Consider the following 25,033-nt stretch of genomic DNA (forward strand, 5'->3'; position numbering starts at 1 on the left):
CTACCGCCCGCGCAGACGTCGTACGAGGATGCTGGCGTCCCCGCGGGTCTCCAGGTCGGCGAGGACGACGGCGACCGCCTCGCGGACGATGCGCCCGCGGTCCACGGCCAGGCCGTGCTCGCCGCGGAGCACGAGACGGGCGTGCTCCAGGTCCATGAGCTCCTCGGCCGAGACGTACACGGTGATCTTCTCGTCGTGCCGCTCACGGCCGCTGGGACGGCGTGCGGCCGCCCGGCCGCGCTTGCGCGGTGCCGCCGCGGCGGCACCCGCCGCACCGGCGGCAGAACCTTCCTGCGCCGCCGGCCTGCGGCCGGACCGGCTGCGGGACTCGCCGGCCTCGCCCTGCTCCGCGTCCGCCGCGGCGTGCTCGGCGCCCTCGCCGTCACCGCCCTGCGCGGGCACCGACAGCGATGCGTCCTCAGCGGCGGCGGCCGCGTCGCCCTCCGCCGCCGGAGCGGGCACCCGGGCGTCGCCGTTGGCCTGGCGCCTGGGTGTGGACGACTGCAGCCCCATCCCCCCTGTCGTACGGAAGAGTTCGTCGGCCCCCGGCAGACTCACTCGGCGTGACACCGGGCGAGCACCTCCCTGGCGAGCTGGCGGTAGGCGGCGGCACCGACGGAGTTGGAGGCGTACGTGGTGATCGGCTCACCGGCGACCGTGGTCTCCGGGAAGCGGACCGTGCGGCCGATGACCGTGTGGTAGACGTGGTCGTCGAACGCCTCGACGACCCGTGCGAGCACCTCACGGCTGTGCACCGTGCGCGAGTCGTACATCGTGGCGAGGATCCCGTCGAGCTCCAGGTCCGGGTTGAGCCGTTCCTGGACCTTCTCGATGGTCTCCGTCAGCAGGGCCACGCCGCGCAGGGCGAAGAACTCGCACTCCAGCGGCACGATCACCTTGTGCGCGGCCGTCAGGGCGTTGACCGTGAGCAGACCGAGCGAGGGCTGGCAGTCGATGACGACGAAGTCGTAGTCGTCCAGCAGCGGCTTCAGGGCGCGCTGCAGCGTCGACTCGCGGGCGACCTCGGAGACGAGCTGGACCTCGGCCGCCGACAGGTCGATGTTGCTGGGCAGCAGGTCCATGTTGGGGACCGCCGTCTTCAGCAGCACCTCGTCGGCCGCCATCCCCCGCTCCATGAGCAGGTTGTAGACGGTCAGGTCGAGTTCCATCGGGTTGACGCCGAGTCCGACCGACAGCGCGCCCTGCGGGTCGAAGTCCACGAGCAGCACCCGGCGCCCGTACTCCGCGAGCGCGGCACCGAGGTTGATGGTCGACGTGGTCTTGCCGACGCCGCCCTTCTGGTTGCACATCGCGATGATCTTCGCGGGTCCGTGGTCGGTCAGCGGACCCGGGATCGGGAAGTACGGCAGCGGGCGCCCGGTGGGGCCGACGCGCTCCCGGCGCTGTCTGGCCGCGTCGGGCGCGAGGGTGGCCGCGTACTCGGGGTCGGGCTCGTACTCCGCGTCGGGGTCGTAGAAGTGCCCCTCGGGCAGTTCGTCGTAGTCGGCGAGGTGGTTGTGGGGCGCGCCACTTCCGTCGCCGGCCATGGCGTTCACGTGATGGCCATCCATCTTCTGGTGTGCTGTGTGAGTCGCGTGCTGACTCTGGTGGGCTGCGAAGGTGCGCACGGCGACGGAGCCGACAGCCGCGAACCCCGCGGGCTCCTGGTCCCGTGCAGGCATTCCTGGTTGACCACCCCCGGGAGTAAATGTCGACTCATTCACAAGTCGTCTTACCTCCTTGGGGACCAGGAAACTTCTAGACAGGTCAGCGTGGCACCATGCCGACGGTTGGCGACTCTATGGCGTGTCGGGCGTCCGCAGCAACACAATCCGCCGGACCCGGCCCGATGTGTCGGCAATGAAACATCCCGCTGTCAAGGGCGTACGGCCGTCGCACGGCAGGTTTCACCGGTGTGCGAATCGGTTCAAGGGTTACGTTCGAGGCGAGTTGCCCGAGAATCGCGAAGTGACCATACACACATCGGGCCGGACCTTGTCGGGCAAGGTCCGGCCCGGTGCGCGGCGTTGACGACCTGTATTGACGTATCGCCTTTGAGTTGAGGTGACTTAGCCGAGCAGCGAGGAGAGCTCGACGTGCTCCACGCCGTGCGCCTCCGCGACCTCGCGGTACACGACCTTGCCGTCGTGGGTGTTGAGGCCCTTGGCCAGCGCGGGGTCGCGGCGCAGCGCGTCGACCCAGCCGTGGTCGGCGAGTTCGACGATGTACGGCAGCGTGGCGTTGGTGAGCGCGTAGGTGGAGGTGTTGGGCACCGCGCCGGGCATGTTGGCGACGCAGTAGAAGACCGACCCGTGGACCGGGAAGGTCGGCTCGGCGTGGGTGGTCGGGCGGGAGTCCTCGAAGCAGCCGCCCTGGTCGATCGCGATGTCGACAAGGACACTTCCCGGCTTCATCCGGGAGACGAGCTCGTTGGTCACCAGCTTCGGCGCCTTGGCACCCGGGATGAGCACCGCGCCGATGACGAGGTCGGCCTCCAGGCAGGCCTTCTCCAGTTCGAAGGCGTTGGAGACGACGGTCTGGATCTTCGTGCCGAAGATCTTGTCGGCCTCGCGGAGCTTGTTGATGTCCTTGTCGAGCAGGGTCACGTGGAAGCCCATGCCGATGGCGATCTGCGCGGCGTTCCAGCCGGAGACGCCGCCGCCGATGACGACGGCCCGCCCGGCCAGTACACCGGGGACGCCGCCGGGCAGCACGCCCCGGCCGCCGTTGGCGCGCATCAGGTGGTAGGCGCCGACCTGCGGGGCCAGCCGGCCCGCGACCTCGGACATCGGGGCCAGCAGCGGCAGCGCGCGGCTGGGCAGCTCGACCGTCTCGTAGGCGATGGCCGTGGTGCCGGACTCCAGCAGGGCGTCCGTGCACTCCTTGGAGGCGGCCAGGTGCAGGTAGGTGAAGAGCGTCTGGTCCTTGCGGAGCCGGTGGTACTCCTCGGCGATGGGCTCCTTGACCTTCAGCAGCAGGTCGGCGGCGGCCCAGACCTCGTCGGCGGTGTCCAGGATCTGCGCACCGGCGGCGACGTACTCCTCGTTCGCGATGGAGGAGCCGGCACCGGCGTCGCGCTCGACGACGACCTGGTGGCCGTGGCGCACCAGCTCGTGCACGCCGGCGGGGGTGATGGCCACCCGGAACTCGTTGTTCTTGACCTCGCGGGGAATGCCGACCTTCACGTCGATCACGGTCCTTGGCTCAGAGGGCATGGAGGGGTACTTCCTAGACATACCCGGGCACGCACGGGCACACCGGGAGAGACCGCAGGAGAACGTGCGGCAGAGCCAGTCTAATGAAGGCTTTCCCGCTGTCTAGCCTTCCATTGCATCAATCTTCAGCTGATGCGGTACGGATTTCGCAGGCGTCGGGTTCATTTTGAAGGTTTGACTCCCCCAGGATCCGCTCGGCGGTGCCGCGGTGCAGCCCGGCCGAGGCCAGGTCGCCGAGGGACTCGAGGGTGTCGGCGGTGCGCAGGTGCAGGGCGGCCTGAAGGGGCGGGTCCTCCGCGCGCCGCGCCCACTCCACGGCCTCCCGGCAGCTGCGCAGCGCCTCCTCGGGCCGGCCCAGGCCCTCCTGGACCCGGGCCAGCTCGCCCAACGCCCGTGCCTGGGCGGCCGGGTCGCCGTTCTTGCGGTGCCCGGCGACCGCCGAGCGCCAGTTCCGCAGGGCCTCGCCGTGGCGGCCCGCGCAGGTGTGGGCGGCGGCGATACGCCCGTAGAGCCGGGCGGCGTCGGCACGCTCGCCCCGGGCGAGCCGCTCGGTCAGGGCACGGCCGAACCAGTCCGCCGCCCGGTCGAAGTCCCCGAGCTCCTGGTGTGCGCTCCCTACGGATTCCATCGCGCGGCCGGTCGCGTACGTGTCGTTCACCTCACGGCCTGCGTCCAGCGCGGCCCGGTAGCGGGCCAGGGCGTCGGCCGTGCGGCCGGTCCGGGCGTCGAGGTCGCCGAGGTTCAGCAGGGCGGCGGCCCGCTCCCGGGGCAGGTCGCGGCGCTCGGCGACGTCGAGGACCAGGCCGTGGATCTCGTACAGATCGGGCGCCGCGGCCCGGGTGCCGATGTGGGCGGCCATGGCGCGCACCAGCTGGGCCATCAGCCGCCGGGCCAGGGTGTCCAGCTCCCCGTCCGCGACGGCGAGGCGGGCCGAGGCCAGCAGGGCGGGCCGGGTCAGCTCCAGCCACTCGGCGGCCGCCCGCGGGGTGGGGAAGCGCAGGGCGCGCGGCATGTCGAGGAGCTTCTGCCGTGCCCGGGGGCTGTCGGTCTCGGTGATCGCCCGGCACGCCTGGAGCAGGCGCACGGTCCGCTCCAGCATGCGGGCGCGGGCCAGCTGGAGCTCGGCCGGGCGCTCGTGGTGCCCGGCGAGGAGCCGGAGGTGGGGGTGCAGACAGCCGGGCACCTCGTACTGCGGCAGCGGCGAGTCCACGGCGTGCAGGAAGCCGAGGGCGACGAAGTCGTCGAGGGCCTTGCGGGCGGTGGGGACCGAGCAGCCGGCGAGCGCGGAGGCGGACTGCGGGTCCACCAGCCCGGCCGGGGCGAGGGCGAGCAGGCGCAGCATCCGGGCGGCGCCGGCGGGCAGGGCGGCGTGGGCGAGCCGGAAGACCCGGCTCAGGGCGGTGCCGTCGGGTTCCCCGGAGCGCAGCTGCTTGGCGAGGTCGGAGACCGCCGCCTTGGGACGGGCCGCGAGCCAGCCGCCCGCCAGCGTCAGCGCGGCGGGCTGCCCCTGGCACTCCTCGGCGAGCCCCTCGGCGGCCCGGGGGTCGACGGTGATGCGCACGGCGCCGGTGTGCCGGGAGAGCAGCTCCACCCCGGACTTGGCGTCGAGGCCGCCCAGGGTGCAGGGGCGGACGTCGGAGATGCCGGTCAGCGGGCCGCCGGAGACCGCGACGACCAGGCATTCCGGGCTGTCGGGCAGCAGGGCGTCGACCTGCTCGGCGTCGGCGGCGTCGTCCAGCAGGAGCAGGACCCGGCGGCCGGCGAGGGCCGCGCGCAGGGCCTCGCCGAGGTCGTCCTCGCCGGCACCGGCCGGGGCCTCCCGGCCGAGGGCGGTGAGCAGCTCCCGGGCGGCGCGTTCGACGGGGACGGGGGTGCCGTCGGGGTCGGTCAGCCGGGCGCGCAGCACTCCGTCCGGGTAACGCTCCGCTACCTGGCGTGCGAGTTCCCCGGCGAGCGCGGTGCGGCCGGATCCGGGCCTCCCCGCGATGAGCAGCACGCGTGCGCGGGGGGTCTTGCGGCCCGCGAGGGTGTCCAGTCCGGCGCGCTCGATGTCGGCGCACAGTTCCTTCAACTCCCGTGTACGGCCCAGGAACTGACTCTCCCCGGCAGCACGCCCGGCCGGCCGCACCTCGTCTGTCTCCACCACCTGCTCCGCCACGGGCCACACTCCCGTCCCACCACACACGCAAGCCCGCCGGGACTCCGGTTCGGGCGTGCTGCAGAGCGTAGTTCACGCTCTGCAACGGTCCGGGATGTTCTCGGCGGGCGGGGCGGATACATCCCTCGATCGGATCAGCAGATCGTAGGACTGACGACGTGGGTCGCACCCCGAGGGGGCGCGGGGAACTGCGCGACCAGCCACCGCGAAGCCACACCAGACCGACAACCGCCACGGCACCCCGGCGGAACCCCCACACCCCGCAGAACCGACAGCCTCAGCATCACACCCCGAAGGAGCGTGGGAACTGCGCGACCAGCCACCGCGAAGCCACACCAGACCGACAACCACCACGGCACCCACCTGACACAGCACCCCCAGCGGAGCGCCTACGCCTCGAAGGGACGCGCCGGCCAGGGCGCCTCGGCCGGGCGCAGCGCGTCCAGGCCGTCCCCGGCACGCGCGGCGACCAGCGACAGCACGCCCACCACGAGGCAGTTGTTGTGCAGCTCACCGGCCAGGACACCGCGGACGAGGTCCGCCACCGGCACCCGGTCGAGCTCCATGTCCGCCTCTTCCTCCTCGACGGCGAACCGCGCGCCCTCGGCCTCGGACAGACCGCGCGCGAGGAAGATCCGCACGGCCTCGTCGCAGCCGCCCGGCGTGGTGTAGACGTCGGTCAGCACCCGCCAGTCCTCGGCCTTGACGTGCGCCTCCTCGTACAGCTCGCGCTGCGCCGCGCTCAGCGGGTTCTCGCCGGGGACGTCGAGCAGGCCCGCCGGGATCTCCCAGAGCTTGTGGCGCACGGGGTGGCGGTACTGGCGCAGGACCAGCACGCGGTCGGAGTCGTCGAGAGCGAGGACGGCCACGGAGCCGGGGTGGACCTGGTAGTCACGGCCGACCACCGTGCCGTCGGGCATGACCACGTCGTCGGTCCGGACGGAGGTCTTGTTGCCCACGAAGGGAGTGTCCGTGGCCCGGACCTCCCACTCCTCCGGGGTGTCCTTGATCGTCATGCCTGTCCTTCCACGTGCCCAACACGACCTGCCGAAAAGAAACCGGGGTGCACACCCTGGGAAGGGATGCACCCCGGCCACCGTACAACTGGTGTGTTACTTCGTAGTCTTCCGCTCGACCGCGGCCTTGACCAGCCCGGCGAACAGCGGGTGCGGACGCGTCGGGCGCGAGCGCAGCTCCGGGTGCGCCTGGGTGGCGACCAGGTAGGGGTGGACGTCGCGCGGGTACTCCACGTACTCCACGAGCTTGCCGTCCGGAGAGGTGCCCGAGAACAGGATGCCCGCCCTCTTCTCCAGCTCCGCGCGGTAGGCGTTGTTCACCTCGTAGCGGTGGCGGTGCCGCTCCTCGACGTACTCCTTGCCGTCGTACACCTCGCGCACGATCGAGCCCTCGGCCAGCTTCGCCGGGTACATGCCGAGCCGCATGGTGCCCCCCATGTCGCCGTCACCGGCGACGATGTCGAGCTGCTCGGCCATCGTGGAGATGACCGGGTGGGCGGTGGCGGGGTCGAACTCGGTGGAGTTGGCGTCGGAGATGTCCGCCAGGTGGCGCGCGGCCTCGATCACGATGCACTGCAGGCCCAGGCAGAGGCCGAGCAGCGGGATCTTGTTCTCTCGGGCGTACTTGATCGCGCCGACCTTGCCGAGCACACCGCGGTCGCCGAAGCCGCCCGGGATGCAGATGCCGTCGACGTCGCCGAGCTGCTGCTTGGCCCCGGCCGGGGTCTTGCAGTCGTCGGAGGTGACCCACTTGATCTTCACGCGGGCCCGGTGGGCGAAACCGCCGGCGCGCAGCGCCTCGGTGACCGACAGGTAGGCGTCGGGCAGGTCGATGTACTTGCCGACCAGGGCGAGGGTGATCTCGTGGTCGGGGTTGTGGACACGGTCGAGCAGGTCGTCCCAGGTCGTCCAGTCGACGTCGCGGAACGGCAGGTCCAGCTTGCGGACCACGTAGGCGTCCAGGCCCTCGCCGTGCACGGTCTTGGGGATGTCGTAGATCGAGCGGGCGTCGGGGCAGGCCACGACGGCGGCCTCGTCGACGTCGCACATCAGCGAGATCTTCCGCTTGATCGCGGTCGGCACCTCGCGGTCGCAGCGCAGCACGATCGCGTCCGGCTGGATACCGATGTTGCGCAGGGCGGCGACCGAGTGCTGGGTGGGCTTGGTCTTCAGCTCGCCCGACGGGCCGATGTACGGCAGGAGCGAGATGTGGACGACGAAGACGTTGTCCCGGCCGACCTCGTGCCGGACCTGGCGGACGGTCTCCAGGAACGGCAGCGACTCGATGTCGCCGACCGTGCCGCCGACCTCGGTGATCACGACGTCGACCTCGTCCGTCGCCATGCGGCGGATGCGGTGCTTGATCTCGTTGGTGATGTGCGGGATGACCTGCACGGTGTCGCCCAGGTACTCGCCGCGCCGCTCCTTGGCGATCACGGTGGAGTACACCTGGCCGGTGGTGACGTTGGCCGAGCCGTCCAGGTCGCGGTCGAGGAACCGCTCGTAGTGGCCGATGTCCAGGTCGGTCTCGGCGCCGTCGTTGGTGACGAACACCTCACCGTGCTGGAAGGGGTTCATCGTGCCCGGGTCCACGTTGAGGTACGGGTCGAGCTTCTGCATCACCACGCGCAGGCCCCGGGCCTTGAGCAGCATGCCGAGGCTGGAGGCCGTCAGGCCCTTGCCGAGCGATGAGGCGACACCCCCGGTGACGAAGATGTGCTTGGTCGTCGAATTACGAAAAGCGGCGGGCGGCATGGCCAAGACGGGGCTCCCGTGGTCGCGGTCTGGGGGTGCGGTACGGCTTCCGGCCGGATTGCTCCGGGGGCGCCGTCGCTGCGGTTCGGGGGTTTGCTGTCCCACCGGTCCACGGGCTACCAGCGTATCAGCGCCGCGGGGCGGCGGCTTCCGGCCACGCTCCGCGCACGCGCCGCCACGCAGACGTGCCTCCTCACCGGCCTCTCACCCCTTGCTCACTCGTTCGGCGTACTCACCTTGCCGAGACCGGCACACGGATCCTCCATGTGCGTCGTATCCTGCTCGGACACTCGCTGCCGAGCCCGTCCGGCCCAACGGCACCACCCCCGCCCGTAAGCACCGGAACAACGTGAGCTCGTCGGTTCGTTGAGCAGCAATCGGCGCTTTGCGTCACGGCTGAGTGAGCTGTTTTGCTACATCGCTCAACGACACATTGCAGGACCTGCTGAACCCCCCCTTGACCGCACTAGCGACAGCCCCCTTGCGGGGTGACGTGGCCGTTCGACTGGAGTTGCACGTGGCCGGGCGCATCGAAGACTACGCACTCATCGGAGACATGCAGACCGCTGCCCTGGTCTGCCGGGACGGGACAGTCGACTGGCTGTGCCTGCCCCGCTTCGACTCGCACGCCATCTTCGCCGGCCTGCTGGGCACCGAGGAGCACGGCTTCTGGCGGCTCGGCCCCGCGTACGCCTCCGACCAGGAGCCGCCCACCGCGGCCCGGCGCAGCTACCGGGGCGACTCACTGATCCTCGAGTCCGAGTGGGACACCCAGCGCGGCACGGTCCGGGTGACGGATTTCATGCCGCCGCGTGACGGGGCCCCGCAGCTGATCCGGATCGTGGAGGGCGTCTCGGGCCGTGTGCCGATGCGCTCGGCGCTGCGGATGCGGTTCTCCTACGGGCGGGTGGTGCCGTGGGTGCACAAGCACGAGGGACGCACGGTCGCGGTCGCCGGGCCGGACTCGGTGTGGTTCGACACGTCCGCCGAGACGTACGGCAAGTCCCTGACGACGTACGCGGACTTCACGGTGGCGCCGGGTGACCGGATCGCGTTCACGATCTCCTGGCAGCCCTCGCACAGGCAGCCGCCGCCGCTGCCCGAGCCGGAGCAGTCCCTGGAGGCGACCGAGGACTTCTGGCGCGAGTGGGTCGACCACTGCACGTACCACGGTCCCTACCGGGAGGCCGTGGTCCGCTCGCTGATCACGCTGAAGGCCCTGACGTACGCCCCGACCGGCGGTATCGTCGCCGCGCCGACCACCTCCCTGCCGGAGGACATCGGCGGCGTCCGCAACTGGGACTACCGCTACACCTGGCTGCGCGACGCGGCCATCACGCTGTCCTCGCTGCTGCGCACCGGCTACCGCGAGGAGGCCCGCGCCTGGCGCGAGTGGCTGCTGCGGGCGGTGGCGGGCGACCCGGAGAACCTGCAGATCATGTACGGCATCGCCGGTGAGCGCGAGCTGGGCGAGGCGGAGCTGGACTGGCTGCCGGGCTACGAGAACTCCGCCCCGGTACGGGTCGGCAACGGCGCCGCGCACCAGCTCCAGCTGGACGTGTACGGCGAGGTCACCGAGGCCCTGCACCTGGCCCACATGACGGGCCTCGCCCGCAACGACTACGCCTCGCTGCTCCAGCTGAAGCTGATCCGCTACCTGGAGGACCACTGGCAGGAGCCGGACGAGGGCATCTGGGAGGTGCGCGGCCCGCGCCGCCACTTCGTGCACTCCAAGGTGATGGCGTGGGTCGCCGTCGACCGCACGATCAAGCTGATCGAGTCCGGTGACGCCGACGGCCCGCTGGAGCGCTGGAAGGAGCTGCGCGACGACATCCACCGGGACGTGTGCGAGAAGGGCTACGACAAGGAGCGCAACACCTTCACGCAGTCCTACGGCTCCAAGGAGCTGGACGCGTCGCTGCTGCTGATCCCCCAGATGGGCTTCCTGCCGCCGGACGACAAGCGGGTCATCGGCACGATCGAGGCGATCCAGCGCGAGCTGTCCACACCCGACGGCTTCATCCTGCGCTACCCCACCCAGGGCGACAACGAGGGCGTGGACGGTCTGCCCGGCGACGAGGGCGCGTTCCTGGCCTGCTCGTTCTGGATGGCCGACGACCTGGCGATGATCGGCCGCGTGGACGAGGCCCGCAAGCTGTTCGAGAAGCTGCTGTCGCTGCGCAACGACCTCGGGCTGCTGGCGGAGGAGTGGGACCCGCACGACCAGCGCCAGGTCGGCAACTTCCCGCAGGCCTTCAGCCATGTGCCGCTGATCGACACGGCCCTGCGCCTGACGGCGTCGGGCGCCTACGGCGGCTGATCGCACCCCGGGCGGCCCACCGGGGCGCCCGGGAGCGCGTGCCTCGGACGCCGGCGCGGCCGGTCCGCGGAAAGGGCGCCCGGCAGCGGTTCCCGCTGTGCCGACGCGGCTGCCGACCGCGCGGTCGTCCTCCCGCTCCACCGCGACCACGCTGACATCCATGACGGGGCCGGCATCCGGCCGGTCACCGCCCAATCCGGCGCGGATCCGCCGCGGGGAGGCAAGGGATGATCGTCCCGGCACCCCTCCGGAGATGTCCGCGACGCACCCGCGCGGGTAGCGTCCGGCACATGGACAGCGGGACGGACAACGGGTACGGCACGCAGGGCGCGGGGATCACCGTGCGGCGGGCTCTGGAACTGCCGGGGCTGCGCAGCGGACTGCCCGAGGTGCTCGCGGGCGCCGACCGGCTGGGACGGACCGTGCGCTGGGTGCACGCCGGCGAGGTGCCGCACATCGCCTCGCTGCTCAAGGGCGGCGAACTCCTGCTGACCACGGGCTACGGCCTGGGCACCCGCCCCGCCGAGCAGCGGGCGTTCGTACGCACGCTGGCCGAGCGCGGCATCGCCGCCCTGGTGGTGGAGCTCGGCCCGCGCTTCACGCGCCTGCCCGCGGCACTCGTCGACACGGCCCGCTCGGCGGGGCTGCCGCTCGTCCAGCTGCACCGCGAGGTGGCCTTCGTCACGGTGACGGAGGAGATCCACACCGAGATCGTCAACGGCCACTACGCGCTGCTCCAGCGGGCCGAGGAGGTGCACCGGCGGTGCACGCAGGCGGTGCTGGGAGGCGGCGGTGTGCCCCAAGTGCTGCGCATCCTGGCCGACTTCGGCGGCAACCCGGTGTTCCTGGAGACGGCCGACGGGCAGTTGCTGTACGCGGCCGGGGCCGGGCCCGAGGGCGCGGACCCGCTGCAGGTGTGGGAGGGGTTGCGCGCCCAGCACAGGGAAGAGCCGCCGCCGGCGGGCTCGGTCCTGGTGGACGTGCCGGGCGGCGGCCCGGGCAGCGGGGGCGTCCGGGCGCGGCTGGTGCTGCTGCCCGTGCGCACCGCCCTGGCGCCGGTGCACCGGATGGCGGCGGAGCGGGCCGCGGGCATCCTCGCCGTGGTGCTGATGCAGGCGCGGCAGGAGGAGGAGCTGGCGGCGCGCGGGCGCGGCGACTTCCTCACCGACCTGGCCGAGGGCCGGATCACGGCGGAGGACGCCCCGGCGCAGGCGCGCGTGCTGGGCTTCCGGCCGGGTACGGACCCGCTGCTGCCCGTCGTCATGCGGCTCGGCGACACGCTCTCGCCGGGCGGCGGCTGGGCCGTGCTGGCACGGGCGGTCTCCGAGGCGCTTGCGTCGGTGGGCGTGCCGGTGCTGCTGGGGGTGCGGCCGGTGGAGGGCCGGGTGCTGGTGCTGCTCGGGCTGCGGTCGGAGCAGGAGCGGGCGACGGTCGCGGACCGGGTCGCGGCGGCGCTGCGGGCCGGGGTGAACCGGGCCGGGATGCCGCGGCCGGGCGGGCAGCCGCCCGTGGTGGTCGTGGGGGTGCCCGGGGGCTGGACGGCGGCGGGGTCGGGCCTGCGGCACGCGGCCGAGACCGCCACGGCGGCCCAGGGCCTGCCGGACCGGCCCTGGTTCGACGCCCGGCGCCTGGACATCGACCTGCTGCTGTGGCGGCTGCGCGACCATCCGGACCTGGCGGCCTTCGTCGACCGGGCCCTCGGGCCGCTCCTGGAGCACGACCGGCGCTCCCGGCCGCCGCTGCTGCCCACCCTGACGACGTACCTCGCCCACGCGGGACGCAAGGCGGAGACGGCCCGCGAGCTGCACCTCAACCGGCAGACGCTGTACAACCGGCTGGCCCGTATCGGGGAGTTGCTGGGCACGGACCTGGACGATCCGCAGACGGTGCTGGCCCTGAGCCTGGCACTGCGCGCCCGCAGGCACGTCCCGTAGCGCGCTGGGGGCTGTCTTCGACTCCCGTCTGCCCCTAGGCGAGAGGCAGCGGCTGCGTCAGCTCGTCGTAGACGCTGAGCACCTGGGCGACGGTCTCGTCCTCCGTCGGCCAGGTCGCCGCCTGCCGGGCGCCCTTGTCCCTCAGATGCGTCCGGCGCGCGGGGTCGCCGAGCAGCCGGACGACGGCCTCGGCGAAGGCCTGGGCGTCGCCGTACGGGACGAGTTCGGCGGCGTCGCCGACGAGTTCGGGGATCCCGCCGACGCCGGTGGCGACGAGCGGCACGCCTGAGTGGAGGGCCTCCTGGGCGAGCACGGAGCGGGCTTCCCAGCGGCTCGGCAGCAGGGCGAGGTCGCTGGCGGCGAGGAGGTCGGCGATGTCGTCGCGCCGCCCGATGAGCCGGACCGGCAGCCCTTCGTCCTCGATCCGCTGCTGGAGCTCACCGCGCAGCGTCCCCTCCCCCGCGATCACGACCAGGGGGACGTGGTCGAGACGGCGCCACACGCGGGCGGCGTCCAGCAGCACGCCGTAGCCGCGGTGCCGCTCCAGTGAGCCGACCGCCATGAGCAACGGCCTGCCGATCGCGCCGAGTTCGGCGCGGACCTTGGAGCGGAGCCGGTCGGGATCGTCGGGCTCCAGAGGTCTGCGGGGGCCGGGCAGCGCCACGGCCGCGAGGCGCGCGTCCCGGGCGCCTGTCCGCCGGGCCCGGTCCACGAGCGGCGAGGTCGTCCCGAGGACGACGGTGGCGGCCCTGGCGACCCGCCGCTCCAGCACCCGCAGCAGATGGGCTCGCGCTCCGTCGGCGTGTGCCCGGTCGTGCCACGTCACGACCAGCGGGGTCCCCACGCGGCGCCCGCTGAGCGCGAGCACGGTACGGAAGGAGGCGTGCAGTCCGTGGGCGTGGACCAGGTCGGCGCCGGCGCAGGCCGTCCGCAGCGCCGCCACGGACACGGGGTCGCTGCTGCGCGGCACGTGCACATGGTCCGCCCCGACCCCGCTGAAACCGTAGGCGTGTTCCGCCTCGAATGGGGCGCACACCGTCACTTTCACGCCCCGCGCGACAAGCCCCGAGGCCAGCGAACGCACGTGCGCACTGCTGGCGGCGTTGCCTCCGCCCAGCACCTGCACGGTGCGCAGCGGCAACTGGCCATGCGGTGCGTGGCTGCTCACGGGGGTCACGTGGCCGGGGCTCCTGGTTCGGGTCGGGCGGTCACGACGCGATGGCGACGCGTACTCCGCCAAGGATGCCAGGACATACGGGTGTTCCGGGAACGCCGGGACCCCGGCGGCGCGACCGTGGGGGCGCGGGATCCAGGCAATACGCCGGGCCGCGTCACCCACACGAGTGAATTCGGGCGACCCACCCGGCTCCGCCGCCGGACCGCCGCCCGGTCCGCTGTCCCGGCCGAGGGCGACAACCCGCCGCGGCCGAGGGGGATGCGCCGCCCGGGCGGACGATGGCCGGCCGCCCGGCCACCACCGTCGGCCGCCGCCGGGGCCAGGGTCAGTGCCAGGGCCCAGGCCGTGGTGTGCCCGCCGCCCGGCTACCGTCCGCCAGCACCAACCGCCAACCGCCGTCCGGCAGCCGCCGACCGCCCGCCCCGAGCCATGCTCCGGCCACCGTCCGCCGGCCCTCCCGCAACAGCGCGCCGACCGCCCGGCGGGGCTACAGGTCAGCCCGAGCCGTCGCCAGCAGTTCCTCCGCGTGGGCCCGGGCCGTCTCCGAGTCCTCCTGCCCGGCGAGCATGCGGGACAGTTCCCGGACCCGGTCCTCGCCTTCCAGGACCTTGACGCCCGAGCGGGTCACCGACCCGTCGTTGGTCTTCTCGACGAGCAGCTGCCGGTCGGCGAAGGCGGCCACCTGCGGCAGATGCGTGACGACCACGACCTGGGCGGTCCTCGCCAGCCGTGCCAGCCGCCGCCCGATCTCGACCGCGGCCTTGCCGCCGACGCCCGCGTCGACCTCGTCGAAGAGGTACGTCGGCACGGGATCCGTCCCCGCGAACACCACCTCCACAGCCAGCATCACGCGCGACAACTCACCACCGGAGGCGCCCTTGGCGATGGGCCGGGGCGGCGCTCCCGGGTGCGGGGCCAGCAGCAGCTCGACCTCGTCCGCGCCGGCGGGCCCGTAGGCGACCGGACGGCCGCCGACCTCGACGCCCTCCGGGTCCTCCGTCTGCCGGATGTCGAACGACACGCGCGCGTGCGGCATGGCGAGCGAGGCCAGCTCGGCGGTCACGGCGGCGGCGAACCGCTCGGCGGCCTCCGTGCGGGCCTCCGTCAGTGCCTGAGCCAGCCCGCCCAGTTCGGCGCGCAGGGCGTCCCGCTCGGCGGTCAGCTCCCCGATCCGCTCGTCGTCGCCGTCGAGTTCGGTCAGCCGGCCGGCACCCCGCTCGGCCCAGGCGAGCACGCCCGCGATGTCCTCGCCGTACTTCCGGGTGAGTCCGGTGAGCGCGGCCCGGCGCTCCTCGACGGCCGCCAGCCGCAGCGGATCGGCGTCCAGATCGTCGGCGTAGCCCGCGAGGTCCCCGGCCGCGTCACGCAGCAGGATCCCGATCTCCCCGATGCGGTCGGCGAGCGCGGCCAGCGCCGGGTCGTGCGACCGTACGGCGTCCAGGGCGCGCTGCGCGCCCGCGACGAGCGTGCCGGCGTCGACGCCCTCGGGGTCCTCGGGGTTGCCGGCGAGCGCGGCGTGCGCGGCGGCTGCGGCGGACGCCAGGGCCTCGGCGTGCCCGAGCCGCTCGGCCTCCTCGGCCAGCTCCGTGTCCTCACCGGCCCGGGGCTCGACGGCCGCGATCTCGTCGAGCCCGTAGCGCAGCATGTCGGCCTCCTGGGCCCGTTCCCGCGCACGCGTGGTGATCTCGTCGAGTTCCGCGGAGACGGCCCGCAGCCGCTGGTACGCCTCGCCGTACTTGGCCAGCTGCACGGCGACCGCGTCACCCGCGTACCGGTCGAGCGCCTGCCGCTGCCGGGACAGCTTCAGCAGCCCCTGCTGGTCGGTCTGCCCGTGCACGGCCACCAGTTCGTCGGCGAGCTCGGCCAGCACGCCCACGGGCACGCTGCGCCCGCCCAGGTGCGCCCGGGAGCGCCCCTCGGCGGAAACGGTACGGCTGATCAGCAGGGCCCCGTCGTCGAGCTCGGCCCCGGCCTCCTCGGCGCGCACGGCCACAGCGGCGTCCCCGGGCACGGTGATCCGCCCCTCGACGACCGCCTTCCCGGCCCCGATCCGCACGAGCGCCGCGTCGGCCCGCCCGCCCAGCAGCAACCCCAGGCTGGTGACCACCATGGTCTTGCCCGCACCCGTCTCACCGGTGACCGCGGTGAACCCGGGCGACAGCTCGACCACGGCGTCGTCGATCACGCCCAGCGACCGTATCCGCATCTCCTCCAACACGGACACGACCTTACGAGGTCCAGGCCGGGACGTGCGACCGGCCTACCCCTGTCACCCACGAGAGTGGCAGCGCCCCGTCAGGGACGCGGGAACCGCGCGGCACACCACCAGAGCCCCGCGCCCGCCGACGACGAGCAGCCACCCTAATGAGGGGCGCCCCGCCACCCCGAGACCGGCAGCGCGAACTTCGCCACCAGCCGGTCCGTGAACGACGCGTGGTGCAACCGGGCCAGCCGCACCGGCACCGCACCCCGCCGCACCTCGACCCTGGCGCCGGGCGGCAGCTCCACGGTCCGCCGCCCGTCGCACCACAGCACACCAGGCGGGATGTGCGGCAGGACCTCCACGGCCAGCACGGAGTCCGGCGACGTCACCAGCGGTTTGGCGAACAGCGCGTGCGCGGAGATCGGCACCATGAGCAGCGCCTCGACCTCCGGCCACACCACGGGCCCGCCGGCCGAGAAGGCGTACGCGGTCGACCCGGTCGGCGTGGCGCACACGATCCCGTCGCAGCCGAACCCGGTCACCGGCCGCCCGTCGATCTCCAGGACGACCTCCAGCATCCGCTCCGCGGACACCTTCTGCACGGCGGCCTCGTTCAGCGCCCAGTCGGTGTGCACGATGTCGCCGTTGCGGTGCACGACGACGTCGACGGTCATCCGCTCCTCGACCTCGTACGCCCTGGTCACCACCCGGTCGACGACCTTGTCGAGGTCGTCCCGCTCGGCCTCCGCGAGGAAGCCCACCCGGCCGAGGTTGACGCCGAGCATCGGCACGCCCGACGCCCGCGCGAACTCCGCGCCGCGCAGCAGCGTGCCGTCGCCGCCCAGCACGATCAGCAGCTCGCACCCGTCGAGGCACTGCGGGGTCGCCTCCTTGACGAGCTCCACCTCGTCCGGCAGCGGCAGGTCGCGGGCCTCGGCCTCCAGGACCCGCACACCGAGACCGGAGCGCAGCAGTCCCTTCACCACGAGTTCGGCACTGCGCACGGCCGCGGGCCGGCCGGTGTGGGCGAGCAGGAAAACAGTACGAGCTCGGTTCTCGGTCAACGCGGCCCCTCCGCCACTGCACGGTCAACGTCGGCCGGGTCCAGTTCCGGTGCCCCGGCCCGCAGCCACAAGAAGTATTCGACATTCCCCGACGGCCCGGGCAGCGGACTGGCCGTCACGCCCTTCGCGCCGAGCCCCAGCCCCCAGGCCTTCTCGGCGACCCCCCGCACCGCCTCGGCCCGCAGCTGCGGGCTGCGGACCACTCCCCCGCTGCCCAGCCGCTCCTTCCCCACCTCGAACTGCGGCTTGACCATCATCACCAGATCGGCGGCCGGCTTCACGCACCGCACCAGGGCGGGCAGGACCAGCCCGAGCGGGATGAAGGACAGATCCCCCACGACAAGATCCACAGGCTCCCCATCGATCGCTTCAAGCGTCAACTCGCGTACGTTCGTACGGTCCTTGACGGTGACGCGTTCATCGTTGCGCAGGCTCCACGCGAGTTGGCCGTATCCGACGTCCACGGCGACGACGTGGGCGGCGCCCGCACGCAGCAGGACGTCGGTGAAACCGCCGGTCGACGCGCCGGCGTCCAGCGCCCTGCGCCCCTCGACGGCCAGCCCCCGCGGCACGAACGCCTGCAGCGCCCCGGCGAGCTTGTGGCCGCCGCGGGAGACGTAGTCCGGGTCGTCGTCGTCGGCCGCCACGACGATCGCGGCGGCGGTCTCCACCTGCGTGGCGGGCTTCGTCGCGACGGTCTTGCCGACGGAGACCCGCCCGGCGGCGATCAGCTGCCCGGCGTGCTCACGCGAGCGCGCGAGCTTGCGGCGGACCAGCTCCGCGTCCAGACGGCGACGTGCGACTCCTGCCACGGTGGGTTCAGCTCCTGTGTTCGTACGGCGGTCGGAGGGGGCGGCCGGAAGGACCGCGGTGAGGGGCGGTGGCCGGGTGACCGGCGGGAGCCGGAGGTCCCGGACGTGCGTCGAGCGCGGTGAGCGCGTCGCGCAGCCCCCGGTGCACATCCTCGTACACCTCCACGTGTCCGTCCGTGGCGAGGTGGTCGGCGTCACCGAGCCGGTCCAGGGCCGCGTCCACGGCGGGGTCGCCGGTGGGGGTACGGGGCACGTTCAGGGGCGCGGGCGCGGCGGGGTCGTACACCGGATCGGGCCCGGCCCCCGGCACGGGCTCCTGCCGCGCCTCCACCACCGTCTCGGGCACTGCGTCGTCCATGCCCCGACGCTACCGCGAACCGTTGCGGTACCGTCGATCACGATGGCCACGATCGAGGAGTGCCGCAGCGCACTCGACAAGCTCTCGGACAACATGCAGCGTGCCGGTGGGAACGTCCGCGAGGCCGCGGCACTGGACCGGTCGGTGAGCTGCCACATCACGGACCTGGACGTCAGCTTCGTCGGCCGGATGCGGGCCGGCCGGATCGAGGTGCACGACACCGTCCCGGGACCGCCGCCCGACAAGGCCGACATCAGGCTGGCCATGACCGGCGACGACCTGGTGACGCTGGTGGACGGCAGGCTCAACTTCGCCACGGCCTGGGGGCAGGGCCGGGTGAAGCTGCACGCCGGGCTGCGGGACGTGCTGCGCCTCAAGAAGCTCCTGTAGCGGCGATCTTCCCGGAGGGGTCCTTGCCGCGTGCCTTGCGGGCCGCCGGCACGACCAGGGGCGTGCCCGTCTCCGGGTCGTCGATGACCTGGCAGCGCAGCCCGAAGACCTCCTCGACCAGCTCGGCCGTGACGACGTCCTTCGGCGCGCCCTCCGCGACGACCCCGCCCGCGCGCAGCGCGATGAGGTGGGTGGCGTAGCGCGCGGCGTGGTTCAGGTCGTGCAGCACGGCGACGAGCGTGCGCCCCTGCTCCTCGTGCAGTTCCGCGCACAGGTCCAGGACGTCGATCTGGTGCTGGATGTCCAGGTACGTCGTCGGCTCGTCGAGCAGCAGCAGCGGTGTCTGCTGGGCCAGGGCCATGGCGATCCACACGCGCTGGCGCTGACCGCCGGACAGCTCGTCGACGTAGCGGTCGGCGAGTTCGGCGACGCCGGTCTGCCGCATGGACTCCTGCACGACCCGCTCGTCCTCGGCGGACCACTGGCGCAGCAGGCCCTGGTGCGGGTAGCGGCCGCGGCCGACCAGGTCCGCGACGGTGATGCCGTCGGGCGCGATGGACGACTGGGGCAGCAGGCCCAGGGTCCGGGCGACCTTCTTGGCCGGCATCGACTGGATGACCTGCCCGTCGAGCAGCACCCGGCCCTCGCTCGGCCTCAGCATCCGCGACAGCGCCCGCAGCAGCGTCGACTTGCCGCACGCGTTGGGCCCGACGATGACGGTGAAGGAGTGGTCGGGTATCTCCACCGACAGCCGCTCGGCGATGACCCGCTGGTCGTAGGCGAGGGTGACGTTCTCTGCGGACAGGCGGTTCACGGTGCTCCCTTGGTCGTTCGGTGCGCTGGTGCTGCTCCCGGCGCGGCGCCCCGTGCCGCGGCGGGTGCTCATATCCGGCCGGCCCTGCGCTCGGTGACCAGCAGCCACAGCAGGTAGACCCCGCCGAGCACACCGGTCACCACGCCCACGGGCAGCTGCTCGCCGCCGAAGGCCCGCTGCGCGGCCCAGTCGGCGACGATCAGCAGGGCGGCACCCATGCACAGCGAGGCGAGCAGGTTCGGGCCGGGCGAGCGGGTCAGACGCCGGGCCAGCTGCGGCGCGGTGAGCGCGACGAAGCTCACGGGACCGGCTGCGGCGGTCGCGGACGCGGTGAGCAGCACGGCCGCGACCAGCAGCAGCAGCCGTACGCGCTCCACCCGCACCCCGAGGGCGTGCGACACGTCGTCGCCCATCTCCAGCATCCTGAGGCCCCGCCCGTTGACCAGGGCCAGCGGCACGAGCACCGCGCACAGCCCGAGCAGCGGCCACACCTGCTCCCAGTCACGGCCGTCGAGGGAGCCCGTCATCCACACGACCGCGCGGGCCGCGTCCACGATGTCGGACTTGGTGAGCAGATAGCCGTTGACGGCCGTGACGATCGCGGAGACGCCGATGCCGACCAGGACCAGCCGGTAGCCGTGCACGCCTTGCTTCCAGGCCAGCGCGTAGAGGGCGAGGCCGGTCACCAGACCGCCCACCAGCGCCCCGGCGGCGACCTGGTCGGCGCTGCCGGAGAAGAGCACGATGACCGTGAGCGCGCCGGCCGTCGCGCCCTGCCCGAGTCCGAGCACGTCCGGACTGCCCAGCGGGTTGCGCGAGACGGACTGGAACAGCGCGCCGGCCAGCCCGAGCGAGGCGCCGACCAGCAGCCCGACCAGGACACGCGGCAGCCGCAGCTCGTTGACGATGAACTCCTGGCCGGCGTCTCCGCCGCCGAGCAGCGTCCTGAGCACGTCACCGGCCGGGATCGGGAAGTCGCCGGTGCCGATGAGCACGACACTCCCCGCCAGCGCCACGGCCAGCAGCAGGACGACGACGGTGAAGGCCCGCACGTCCAGGCGTACCGACAGCCCGCCCGTCCGCACGGAACGGTTGGTGGTCCTCACAGCTGCGCCGTCCTCCGCCGTCGTACGAGAAGGATGAACACCGGTCCGCCGAGGATCGCGGTGACGATGCCGACCTGCAGTTCCGCGGGCCGGGCCACGATCCGCCCGACGACGTCGGCGCCGAGCAGCAGCACGGGCGACAGGACCGCCGCGTACGGCAGGATCCAGCGCAGGTCGGGCCCGGTGAAGGAGCGCACCACGTGCGGCACCATCAGCCCGACGAACACGATCGGCCCGCAGGCGGCGGTGGCGGCTCCGCACAGCACCGTCGCGGCCAGCATGGACAGCGCCCTGGTCCGGTTCAGGTCGGCGCCCAGTGCCCTGGCGGTGTCGTCGCCCATCGCCATGGCGTTCAGCGGCCGGGCCAGCGTCAGCGCCAGGGCCGTGCCGGCCAGCAGGAACGGCAGGACCTGCTCGATGGTCGAGTCGGTCGCCGCGGACAGCGAGCCGACCGTCCAGAAGCGCATCCTGCCGAGCGCCGCGTCGTCCGTGATCATCACCGCCTGGAGGTAGCCGTAGAGCGCTGCGCTGATCGCCGTGCCCGCGAGGGCGAGCCGCACGGGCGTCGCGCTCCGGCTGCCGCCGAGGAACAACACCAGCGCCCCGACCGCGGCGGCCCCCAGGAACGCGAACCAGACGTAGCCGGTGAGCGAGGTGACGCCCAGGTACGTGATGGCCGTGACGACCGCGGCGGACGCGCCCGCGTTGATGCCGAGCAGCCCCGGGTCGGCCAGCGGATTGCGCGTGAGGGCCTGCAGGACCGCGCCCGACAGCCCCAGGGCGGCGCCGGCGAGCAGCCCGAGCAGGGTCCGCGAGAGCCGCTCGGCGACGACCACGTCCCCGTACGTCCCCGAGTCCGCGAACAGGCCGTGCCAGACCTGCCCGAGGGACAGCTCCTTCGCCCCGATCGCGAGGCTCGCCAGGGCGACGAGCACGAGGACCGCGACGGACAGGAGCAGTCCGAAGGCGCGTACCGCACGTCGGGTGGGGGGCGCGGGCGCGGTCTCCGCGCGCGGTTCGGGAGGACTCTCGACCAACACGGAGTTAGGTTAGCCTACCCTCGCATAGATCCACGATACGGATGCCCGGGCGCGGATGCCCTCACACCCCGAGCCGCGCCAGCGCCTTGCCCCCCTCCAGCTCGCAGACCCCGTCCCAGGCAGCCGTCCACGCCGCGGCGCACAACGCCCTCAGCCCGTCCAGCACTTCACCGTCCCCCTCCAGCTCCAGCCGGTCCGCACCGGCCGTCGCCGTCCACCCGCCGCACCGGAACCCGCCATCGCCCGCTTCCGCGACGTCCGGCTGACCGGTGAGCATCCCGCGCAGATCGGCGTCCACATACGTCGGCCGGTGCCGCGGCGGCGCCGTCAGCAGTTGGGCACCGTCGGTCACACCCGTCAGGACCAGCAGCGAGTCCACCTCCCCGTTGAACGCTCCCTCGATGTCCGTGTCCAGCCGGTCCCCGACCACCAGCGGCCGCTTCGCCCCGGTCCGCAGGATCGTCTCCCGGTGCATCGGCGGCAGCGGCTTGCCGGCGACCTGCGGCTCGGCACCCGTGGCGATCCGGACGACCTCCACCGCCGCCCCGTTGCCCGGCGCGATGCCCCGCCCGCTCGGAATCGTCAGATCGGTGTTGGAGGCGAACCACGGCACCCCGCGCGCCACCGCGTAACTGGCCTCGGCGAAACGGCCCCACGGCAGCTCGGGCCCCCCGTACCCCTGCACCACGGCCACCGGATCGTCCTCCGCCGACTCGACGGGCACGAGCCCGCGCTCACGCAGCGCCACCCGAAGCCCCTCCCCGCCGATCACCAGCACCCGGGCGCCCTGCGGAACCTGCTCGCTGATCAGCCGCGCGACCGCCTGCGCCGAGGTGATGACGTCCTGCGCGCCCGTCGGTATGCCCAGCTCCGTCAGATGCGCGGCCACCGTGTCCGGCGTGCGCAGCGCGTTGTTCGTCACGTACGCCAGTCGCATCCCGCCCGACCGGGCCGCCTTCAGCGACTCGACCGCGTGCGCGATCGCCTCCCCGCCCGCGTACACGACACCGTCCAGGTCGAGCAACGCCGTGTCGTACGCCTCGCTCAGGGCCTGCCCCCTGCCCTCGGGCCTCGTCCTGACGCTCCGGCTCATCCCGCATCGCTCCTCGTTCGACGGCTTTCCCCCGATCATCCCCCATGCCACCGACACCCGTACGATGCCGGGATGAAGACAGCAGGTCACTCGGAGGCAACGGCGCACCGAGGCCTGGAACTCACCCCGTTCCGAGGCCTTCGTTACGACCCCGACCGGGTCGGGAGCCTTGCCGCCGTCACAAGTCCGCCGTACGACGTCGTGGTGCGCCCCGACGGCCTGCACCACCTCGAGTCCGCCGACCCGTACAACATCGTCCGCCTGATCCTGCCCCAGGCCGCCACCGCCGGCGCCCGCAACGAACAGGCCGCCGAGACCCTGCGCCGCTGGCTCGCCGAGGGCGTCCTGACCACCGACCCGGAACCCTGCCTCTACGTCTACGAACAGCGCCACGGCGACGGCATGCTGCAGCGCGGCGTCGTCGGGGCCCTGCGCGTGACGGACCCGGCGGAGCAGGTGGTGCTGCCGCACGAGGACGTCATGCCCCATGTCGTCGCCGACCGCGCGGACCTCATGCGGGCCACCTCGGCGAACCTGGAACCACTGCTGCTGACCTACCGCGGCGAAGGCCCCGCGAGCACCACGGCCGACCTGATCGAGCGCACCGCCGACCGGCCTCCCCTCCTCTCGACCACCACGGAGGACGGCTTCTGCCACCGTCTGTGGTCGGTCACGGACCCCGCGGACATGACGGCGATCCAGACCGATCTGGCCCGCCACCAGGCGCTGATCGCCGACGGCCACCACCGCTGGGCGACCTACCGCCGCCTCCGCACGGAGCACCCCTCCCCCAGCCCCTGGGACCACGGTCTGGTCCTGCTCGTCGACACGGCCCGCTACCCCCTGCGGGTCCGCGCCATCCACCGCCTCCTGCCCACCCTTCCGGTCGAGGACGCCGTGGCCGCCCTGCGGGGCCTGTTCCGGGTGAGCCGCTACGAACTCCCGCTGTCCGAGGCCCTGGAGGTGCTGGCGGACGCCGCCTGCGCGGGCAACGCCTTCCTCCTCGCCGGCGACGGAGCCTTCCACCTCGTCGACCGGCCGGACCCCGCTCTCCTGACCCGGACGGTCCCCGCCGACCGCCCGGCCGCCTGGCGCACCCTCGACGCGACGGTCCTGCACGCCACGCTCCTCGACCACGTCTGGGGCATCCCCGAGGACTCACCCGACCGCATCGCCTACATCCACGACACGGCCGCCACGGTCGAGAAGGCGGAACGCGACGGCGGTACGGCCGTCCTGATGCACCCGGTCCGCGAGGACGTCGTCCGCGACCTGGCCCGGCAGGGCGTGACCATGCCCCGCAAGTCGACGTCGTTCGGCCCGAAGCCGGCGACGGGGCTGGTGCTGCGCGCGCTCGACCCCTGACACCGGTGAAGGGGCACATGTGAAGGGGCGGATCCCGGCCGGGATCCGCCCCTTCACATGTCATCCGACGTCAGTCCTTCTTGTCGTCCTCGGCCTGGACCTGGGCGTCGGCGTCGGCGTCGAGCTCCACCTCGTCCTCGTCCTCGACGAGGACGTCGACGAACTCGACACCGTCCAGCTCGGCGAGCCGGTCCGAGGCGTCCGTGCTGCCGTCCCGGTCGGCCTCGACGGCCTTCGCGAACCACTCCCGCGCCTCGCCCTGCCGCCCGGCGGCGAGCAGCGCGTCAGCGTACGCGTACCGCAGCCGAGCGGTCCAGGGCTGCACCGAGTTGGCGGCGAGCTCCGGGCTCTGCAGCGTCACGATCGCGGCGTCGAGCTGCCCCATGTCCCGCCGCGCACCGGCCGCGACGAGACGCATCTCGACCTGGCCGGCCTTGTCGAGCTTCTGCACCTCGGGCGCCCCGGCCATGTCCATCGCCTTCTCCGGCCTCCCGAGCCCACGCTCGCAGTCGGCCATGACGGGCCACAGGTCGATGTTGCCGGTCATCCGCTTGGCGGCCCGGAACTCGGCCAGCGCCTCGCTGTACTTCTGGTTGGCGTAGGCGGCGAACCCTGCGGCCTCCCGCACGGCCGCCACACGCGACGCCAGCCGCAGCGCGACCCGGGAATAGCCGTACGCGCCCTCGGGGTCCTCGTCGAGAAGCCGCGCGACCATCACCAGGTTCCGGGCGACGTCGTCCGCGAGCGTCTTCGGCAGACTCTGCAGTTCCTGCCGGACGTCCTTGTCGATCTCTTCGCCCGTGACCTCCTCAGGGATAGGCAGCCGCTTGATCGGCTCCCGGTCCCGGTCACGCTCCCGCTCGTCACGGAACCGGCCACCGCCCCGCTGGTCGTCCCGGCCACCCCGGAACCCACCGGGACGCCCACCACGGTCGTCACGACGCGGTCCACGACCACCACGGTCGTCCCGTCCACCACGGAAACCACCGCGGTCACCGCGGTCGTCGTCGCGGCGGAATCCGCCACGGTCACCGCGAGGACTGTCGTCGCGACGGAAGGCGGGACGGTCACCGCGATCGTCACGACGGAAGCCGCCACGGTCACCCCGGTCGTCACGGCGGTCGTCACGACGGAAGGCCGGACGGTCACCCCGGTCGTCACGACGGAAGGCCGGACGGTCACCCCGGTCGTCACGACGGAAGGCCGGACGGTC

The 25,033-nt window shown here is 73.0% G+C and carries 21 protein-coding genes; 4 read left to right on the top strand and 17 right to left on the bottom strand.

Going from position 1 to position 25,033, the window contains the following annotated elements; all coding sequences use genetic code 11:
* From ACFW6P_RS05310 to ACFW6P_RS05335, 6 genes are all read right to left on the bottom strand, one after another.
* Window positions 1-570 carry a hypothetical protein gene (locus ACFW6P_RS05310; RefSeq protein ID WP_386350413.1) on the bottom strand — a complete coding sequence of 190 codons (570 nt, stop codon included), beginning with the start codon at window positions 568-570 and terminating at the stop codon, window positions 1-3.
* On the bottom strand, window positions 555-1,682 hold the full coding sequence (locus ACFW6P_RS05315) for a ParA family protein (protein ID WP_386350411.1): 1,128 nt from the start codon (window positions 1,680-1,682) through the stop codon (window positions 555-557). The genes ACFW6P_RS05310 and ACFW6P_RS05315 overlap by 16 nt, the downstream gene beginning before the upstream one ends.
* A 387-nt stretch (window positions 1,683-2,069) precedes the next feature.
* Window positions 2,070-3,194, bottom strand: coding sequence for an alanine dehydrogenase (gene ald / locus ACFW6P_RS05320; protein ID WP_386350409.1), 1,125 nt, complete (start codon window positions 3,192-3,194; stop codon window positions 2,070-2,072).
* 139 nt (window positions 3,195-3,333) lie between these two features.
* Entirely contained in the window at window positions 3,334-5,373 is a 2,040-nt protein-coding gene (locus ACFW6P_RS05325; protein ID WP_386422971.1) for a tetratricopeptide repeat protein, read from the bottom strand.
* Window positions 5,374-5,762: 389 nt separating this feature from the next.
* Window positions 5,763-6,389: an NUDIX domain-containing protein gene (locus tag ACFW6P_RS05330; protein WP_386350404.1), complete on the bottom strand. Its 627-nt coding sequence runs from the start codon at window positions 6,387-6,389 to the stop codon at window positions 5,763-5,765.
* A 96-nt stretch (window positions 6,390-6,485) separates the two neighbouring features.
* Complete coding sequence (locus ACFW6P_RS05335; protein ID WP_386422982.1) at window positions 6,486-8,144, bottom strand: CTP synthase; 1,659 nt, start codon at window positions 8,142-8,144, stop codon at window positions 6,486-6,488.
* A 517-nt stretch (window positions 8,145-8,661) separates the two neighbouring features.
* Between ACFW6P_RS05335 and ACFW6P_RS05340 the strand changes: the two genes are divergently transcribed.
* Together ACFW6P_RS05340 and ACFW6P_RS05345 are read left to right on the top strand one after the other, a co-directional pair.
* On the top strand, window positions 8,662-10,464 hold the full coding sequence (locus ACFW6P_RS05340) for a glycoside hydrolase family 15 protein (protein WP_386350756.1): 1,803 nt from the start codon (window positions 8,662-8,664) through the stop codon (window positions 10,462-10,464).
* A 290-nt stretch (window positions 10,465-10,754) separates the two neighbouring features.
* On the top strand, window positions 10,755-12,398 hold the full coding sequence (locus ACFW6P_RS05345; protein ID WP_386350401.1) for a PucR family transcriptional regulator: 1,644 nt from the start codon (window positions 10,755-10,757) through the stop codon (window positions 12,396-12,398).
* A gap of 34 nt (window positions 12,399-12,432) precedes the next feature.
* Here the strand turns inward: ACFW6P_RS05345 and ACFW6P_RS05350 are convergent, their stop codons facing one another.
* From ACFW6P_RS05350 to ACFW6P_RS05370, 5 genes are all read right to left on the bottom strand, one after another.
* On the bottom strand, window positions 12,433-13,575 hold the full coding sequence (locus ACFW6P_RS05350; protein WP_386422972.1) for a glycosyltransferase family 4 protein: 1,143 nt from the start codon (window positions 13,573-13,575) through the stop codon (window positions 12,433-12,435).
* Between the two features lie 487 nt (window positions 13,576-14,062).
* A complete protein-coding gene (recN, locus tag ACFW6P_RS05355; protein ID WP_386350753.1) occupies window positions 14,063-15,781 on the bottom strand; it encodes a DNA repair protein RecN in 1,719 nt (572 codons plus the stop codon).
* Window positions 15,782-15,936: 155 nt separating this feature from the next.
* On the bottom strand, window positions 15,937-16,842 hold the full coding sequence (locus tag ACFW6P_RS05360; RefSeq protein ID WP_386350395.1) for an NAD kinase: 906 nt from the start codon (window positions 16,840-16,842) through the stop codon (window positions 15,937-15,939).
* On the bottom strand, window positions 16,839-17,654 hold the full coding sequence (locus tag ACFW6P_RS05365) for a TlyA family RNA methyltransferase (protein WP_386350393.1): 816 nt from the start codon (window positions 17,652-17,654) through the stop codon (window positions 16,839-16,841). The genes ACFW6P_RS05360 and ACFW6P_RS05365 overlap by 4 nt, the downstream gene beginning before the upstream one ends.
* Window positions 17,655-17,661: 7 nt before the next feature.
* Window positions 17,662-18,012, bottom strand: a complete 351-nt coding sequence (locus ACFW6P_RS05370) for a hypothetical protein (RefSeq protein WP_386350390.1) — start codon at window positions 18,010-18,012, stop codon at window positions 17,662-17,664.
* A 42-nt stretch (window positions 18,013-18,054) separates the two neighbouring features.
* On the opposite strand from ACFW6P_RS05370, the gene ACFW6P_RS05375 reads away from it, so the two are divergent.
* A complete protein-coding gene (locus ACFW6P_RS05375; protein ID WP_386350387.1) occupies window positions 18,055-18,402 on the top strand; it encodes an SCP2 sterol-binding domain-containing protein in 348 nt (115 codons plus the stop codon).
* Here ACFW6P_RS05375 and ACFW6P_RS05380 read toward each other — a convergent pair.
* The 4 genes from ACFW6P_RS05380 to ACFW6P_RS05395 all read right to left on the bottom strand — a co-directional run bounded on the left by ACFW6P_RS05380 (window position 18,386) and on the right by ACFW6P_RS05395 (window position 22,455).
* Complete coding sequence (locus ACFW6P_RS05380) at window positions 18,386-19,288, bottom strand: ABC transporter ATP-binding protein (RefSeq protein WP_386422974.1); 903 nt, start codon at window positions 19,286-19,288, stop codon at window positions 18,386-18,388. The two genes, ACFW6P_RS05375 and ACFW6P_RS05380, sit on opposite strands and share 17 nt — an antisense overlap.
* Complete coding sequence (locus ACFW6P_RS05385) at window positions 19,285-20,322, bottom strand: FecCD family ABC transporter permease (RefSeq protein WP_386350382.1); 1,038 nt, start codon at window positions 20,320-20,322, stop codon at window positions 19,285-19,287. Before ACFW6P_RS05385 ends, ACFW6P_RS05380 begins: the two co-directional genes overlap by 4 nt.
* Entirely contained in the window at window positions 20,319-21,362 is a 1,044-nt protein-coding gene (locus tag ACFW6P_RS05390) for a FecCD family ABC transporter permease (RefSeq protein ID WP_386422976.1), read from the bottom strand. Before ACFW6P_RS05390 ends, ACFW6P_RS05385 begins: the two co-directional genes overlap by 4 nt.
* Before the next feature lie 61 nt (window positions 21,363-21,423).
* Entirely contained in the window at window positions 21,424-22,455 is a 1,032-nt protein-coding gene (locus ACFW6P_RS05395) for an HAD hydrolase-like protein (RefSeq protein WP_386350377.1), read from the bottom strand.
* Between the two features lie 72 nt (window positions 22,456-22,527).
* Between ACFW6P_RS05395 and ACFW6P_RS05400 the strand changes: the two genes are divergently transcribed.
* The gene (locus tag ACFW6P_RS05400; protein WP_386350374.1) at window positions 22,528-23,820 is read left to right on the top strand and encodes a DUF1015 domain-containing protein; all 1,293 of its coding nucleotides are present in this window, start codon (window positions 22,528-22,530) and stop codon (window positions 23,818-23,820) included.
* Between the two features lie 70 nt (window positions 23,821-23,890).
* Here the strand turns inward: ACFW6P_RS05400 and ACFW6P_RS05405 are convergent, their stop codons facing one another.
* Together ACFW6P_RS05405 and ACFW6P_RS05410 are read right to left on the bottom strand one after the other, a co-directional pair.
* Window positions 23,891-24,643 carry a hypothetical protein gene (locus ACFW6P_RS05405; protein WP_386350751.1) on the bottom strand — a complete coding sequence of 251 codons (753 nt, stop codon included), beginning with the start codon at window positions 24,641-24,643 and terminating at the stop codon, window positions 23,891-23,893.
* Window positions 24,535-24,948, bottom strand: coding sequence for a hypothetical protein (locus tag ACFW6P_RS05410; RefSeq protein WP_386422985.1), 414 nt, complete (start codon window positions 24,946-24,948; stop codon window positions 24,535-24,537). Before ACFW6P_RS05410 ends, ACFW6P_RS05405 begins: the two co-directional genes overlap by 109 nt.
* Between the last annotated feature and the right edge of the window lie 85 nt (window positions 24,949-25,033).

Source organism: Streptomyces sp. NPDC058741 (genome assembly GCF_042746715.1).
GTDB lineage: Bacteria > Actinomycetota > Actinomycetes > Streptomycetales > Streptomycetaceae > Streptomyces.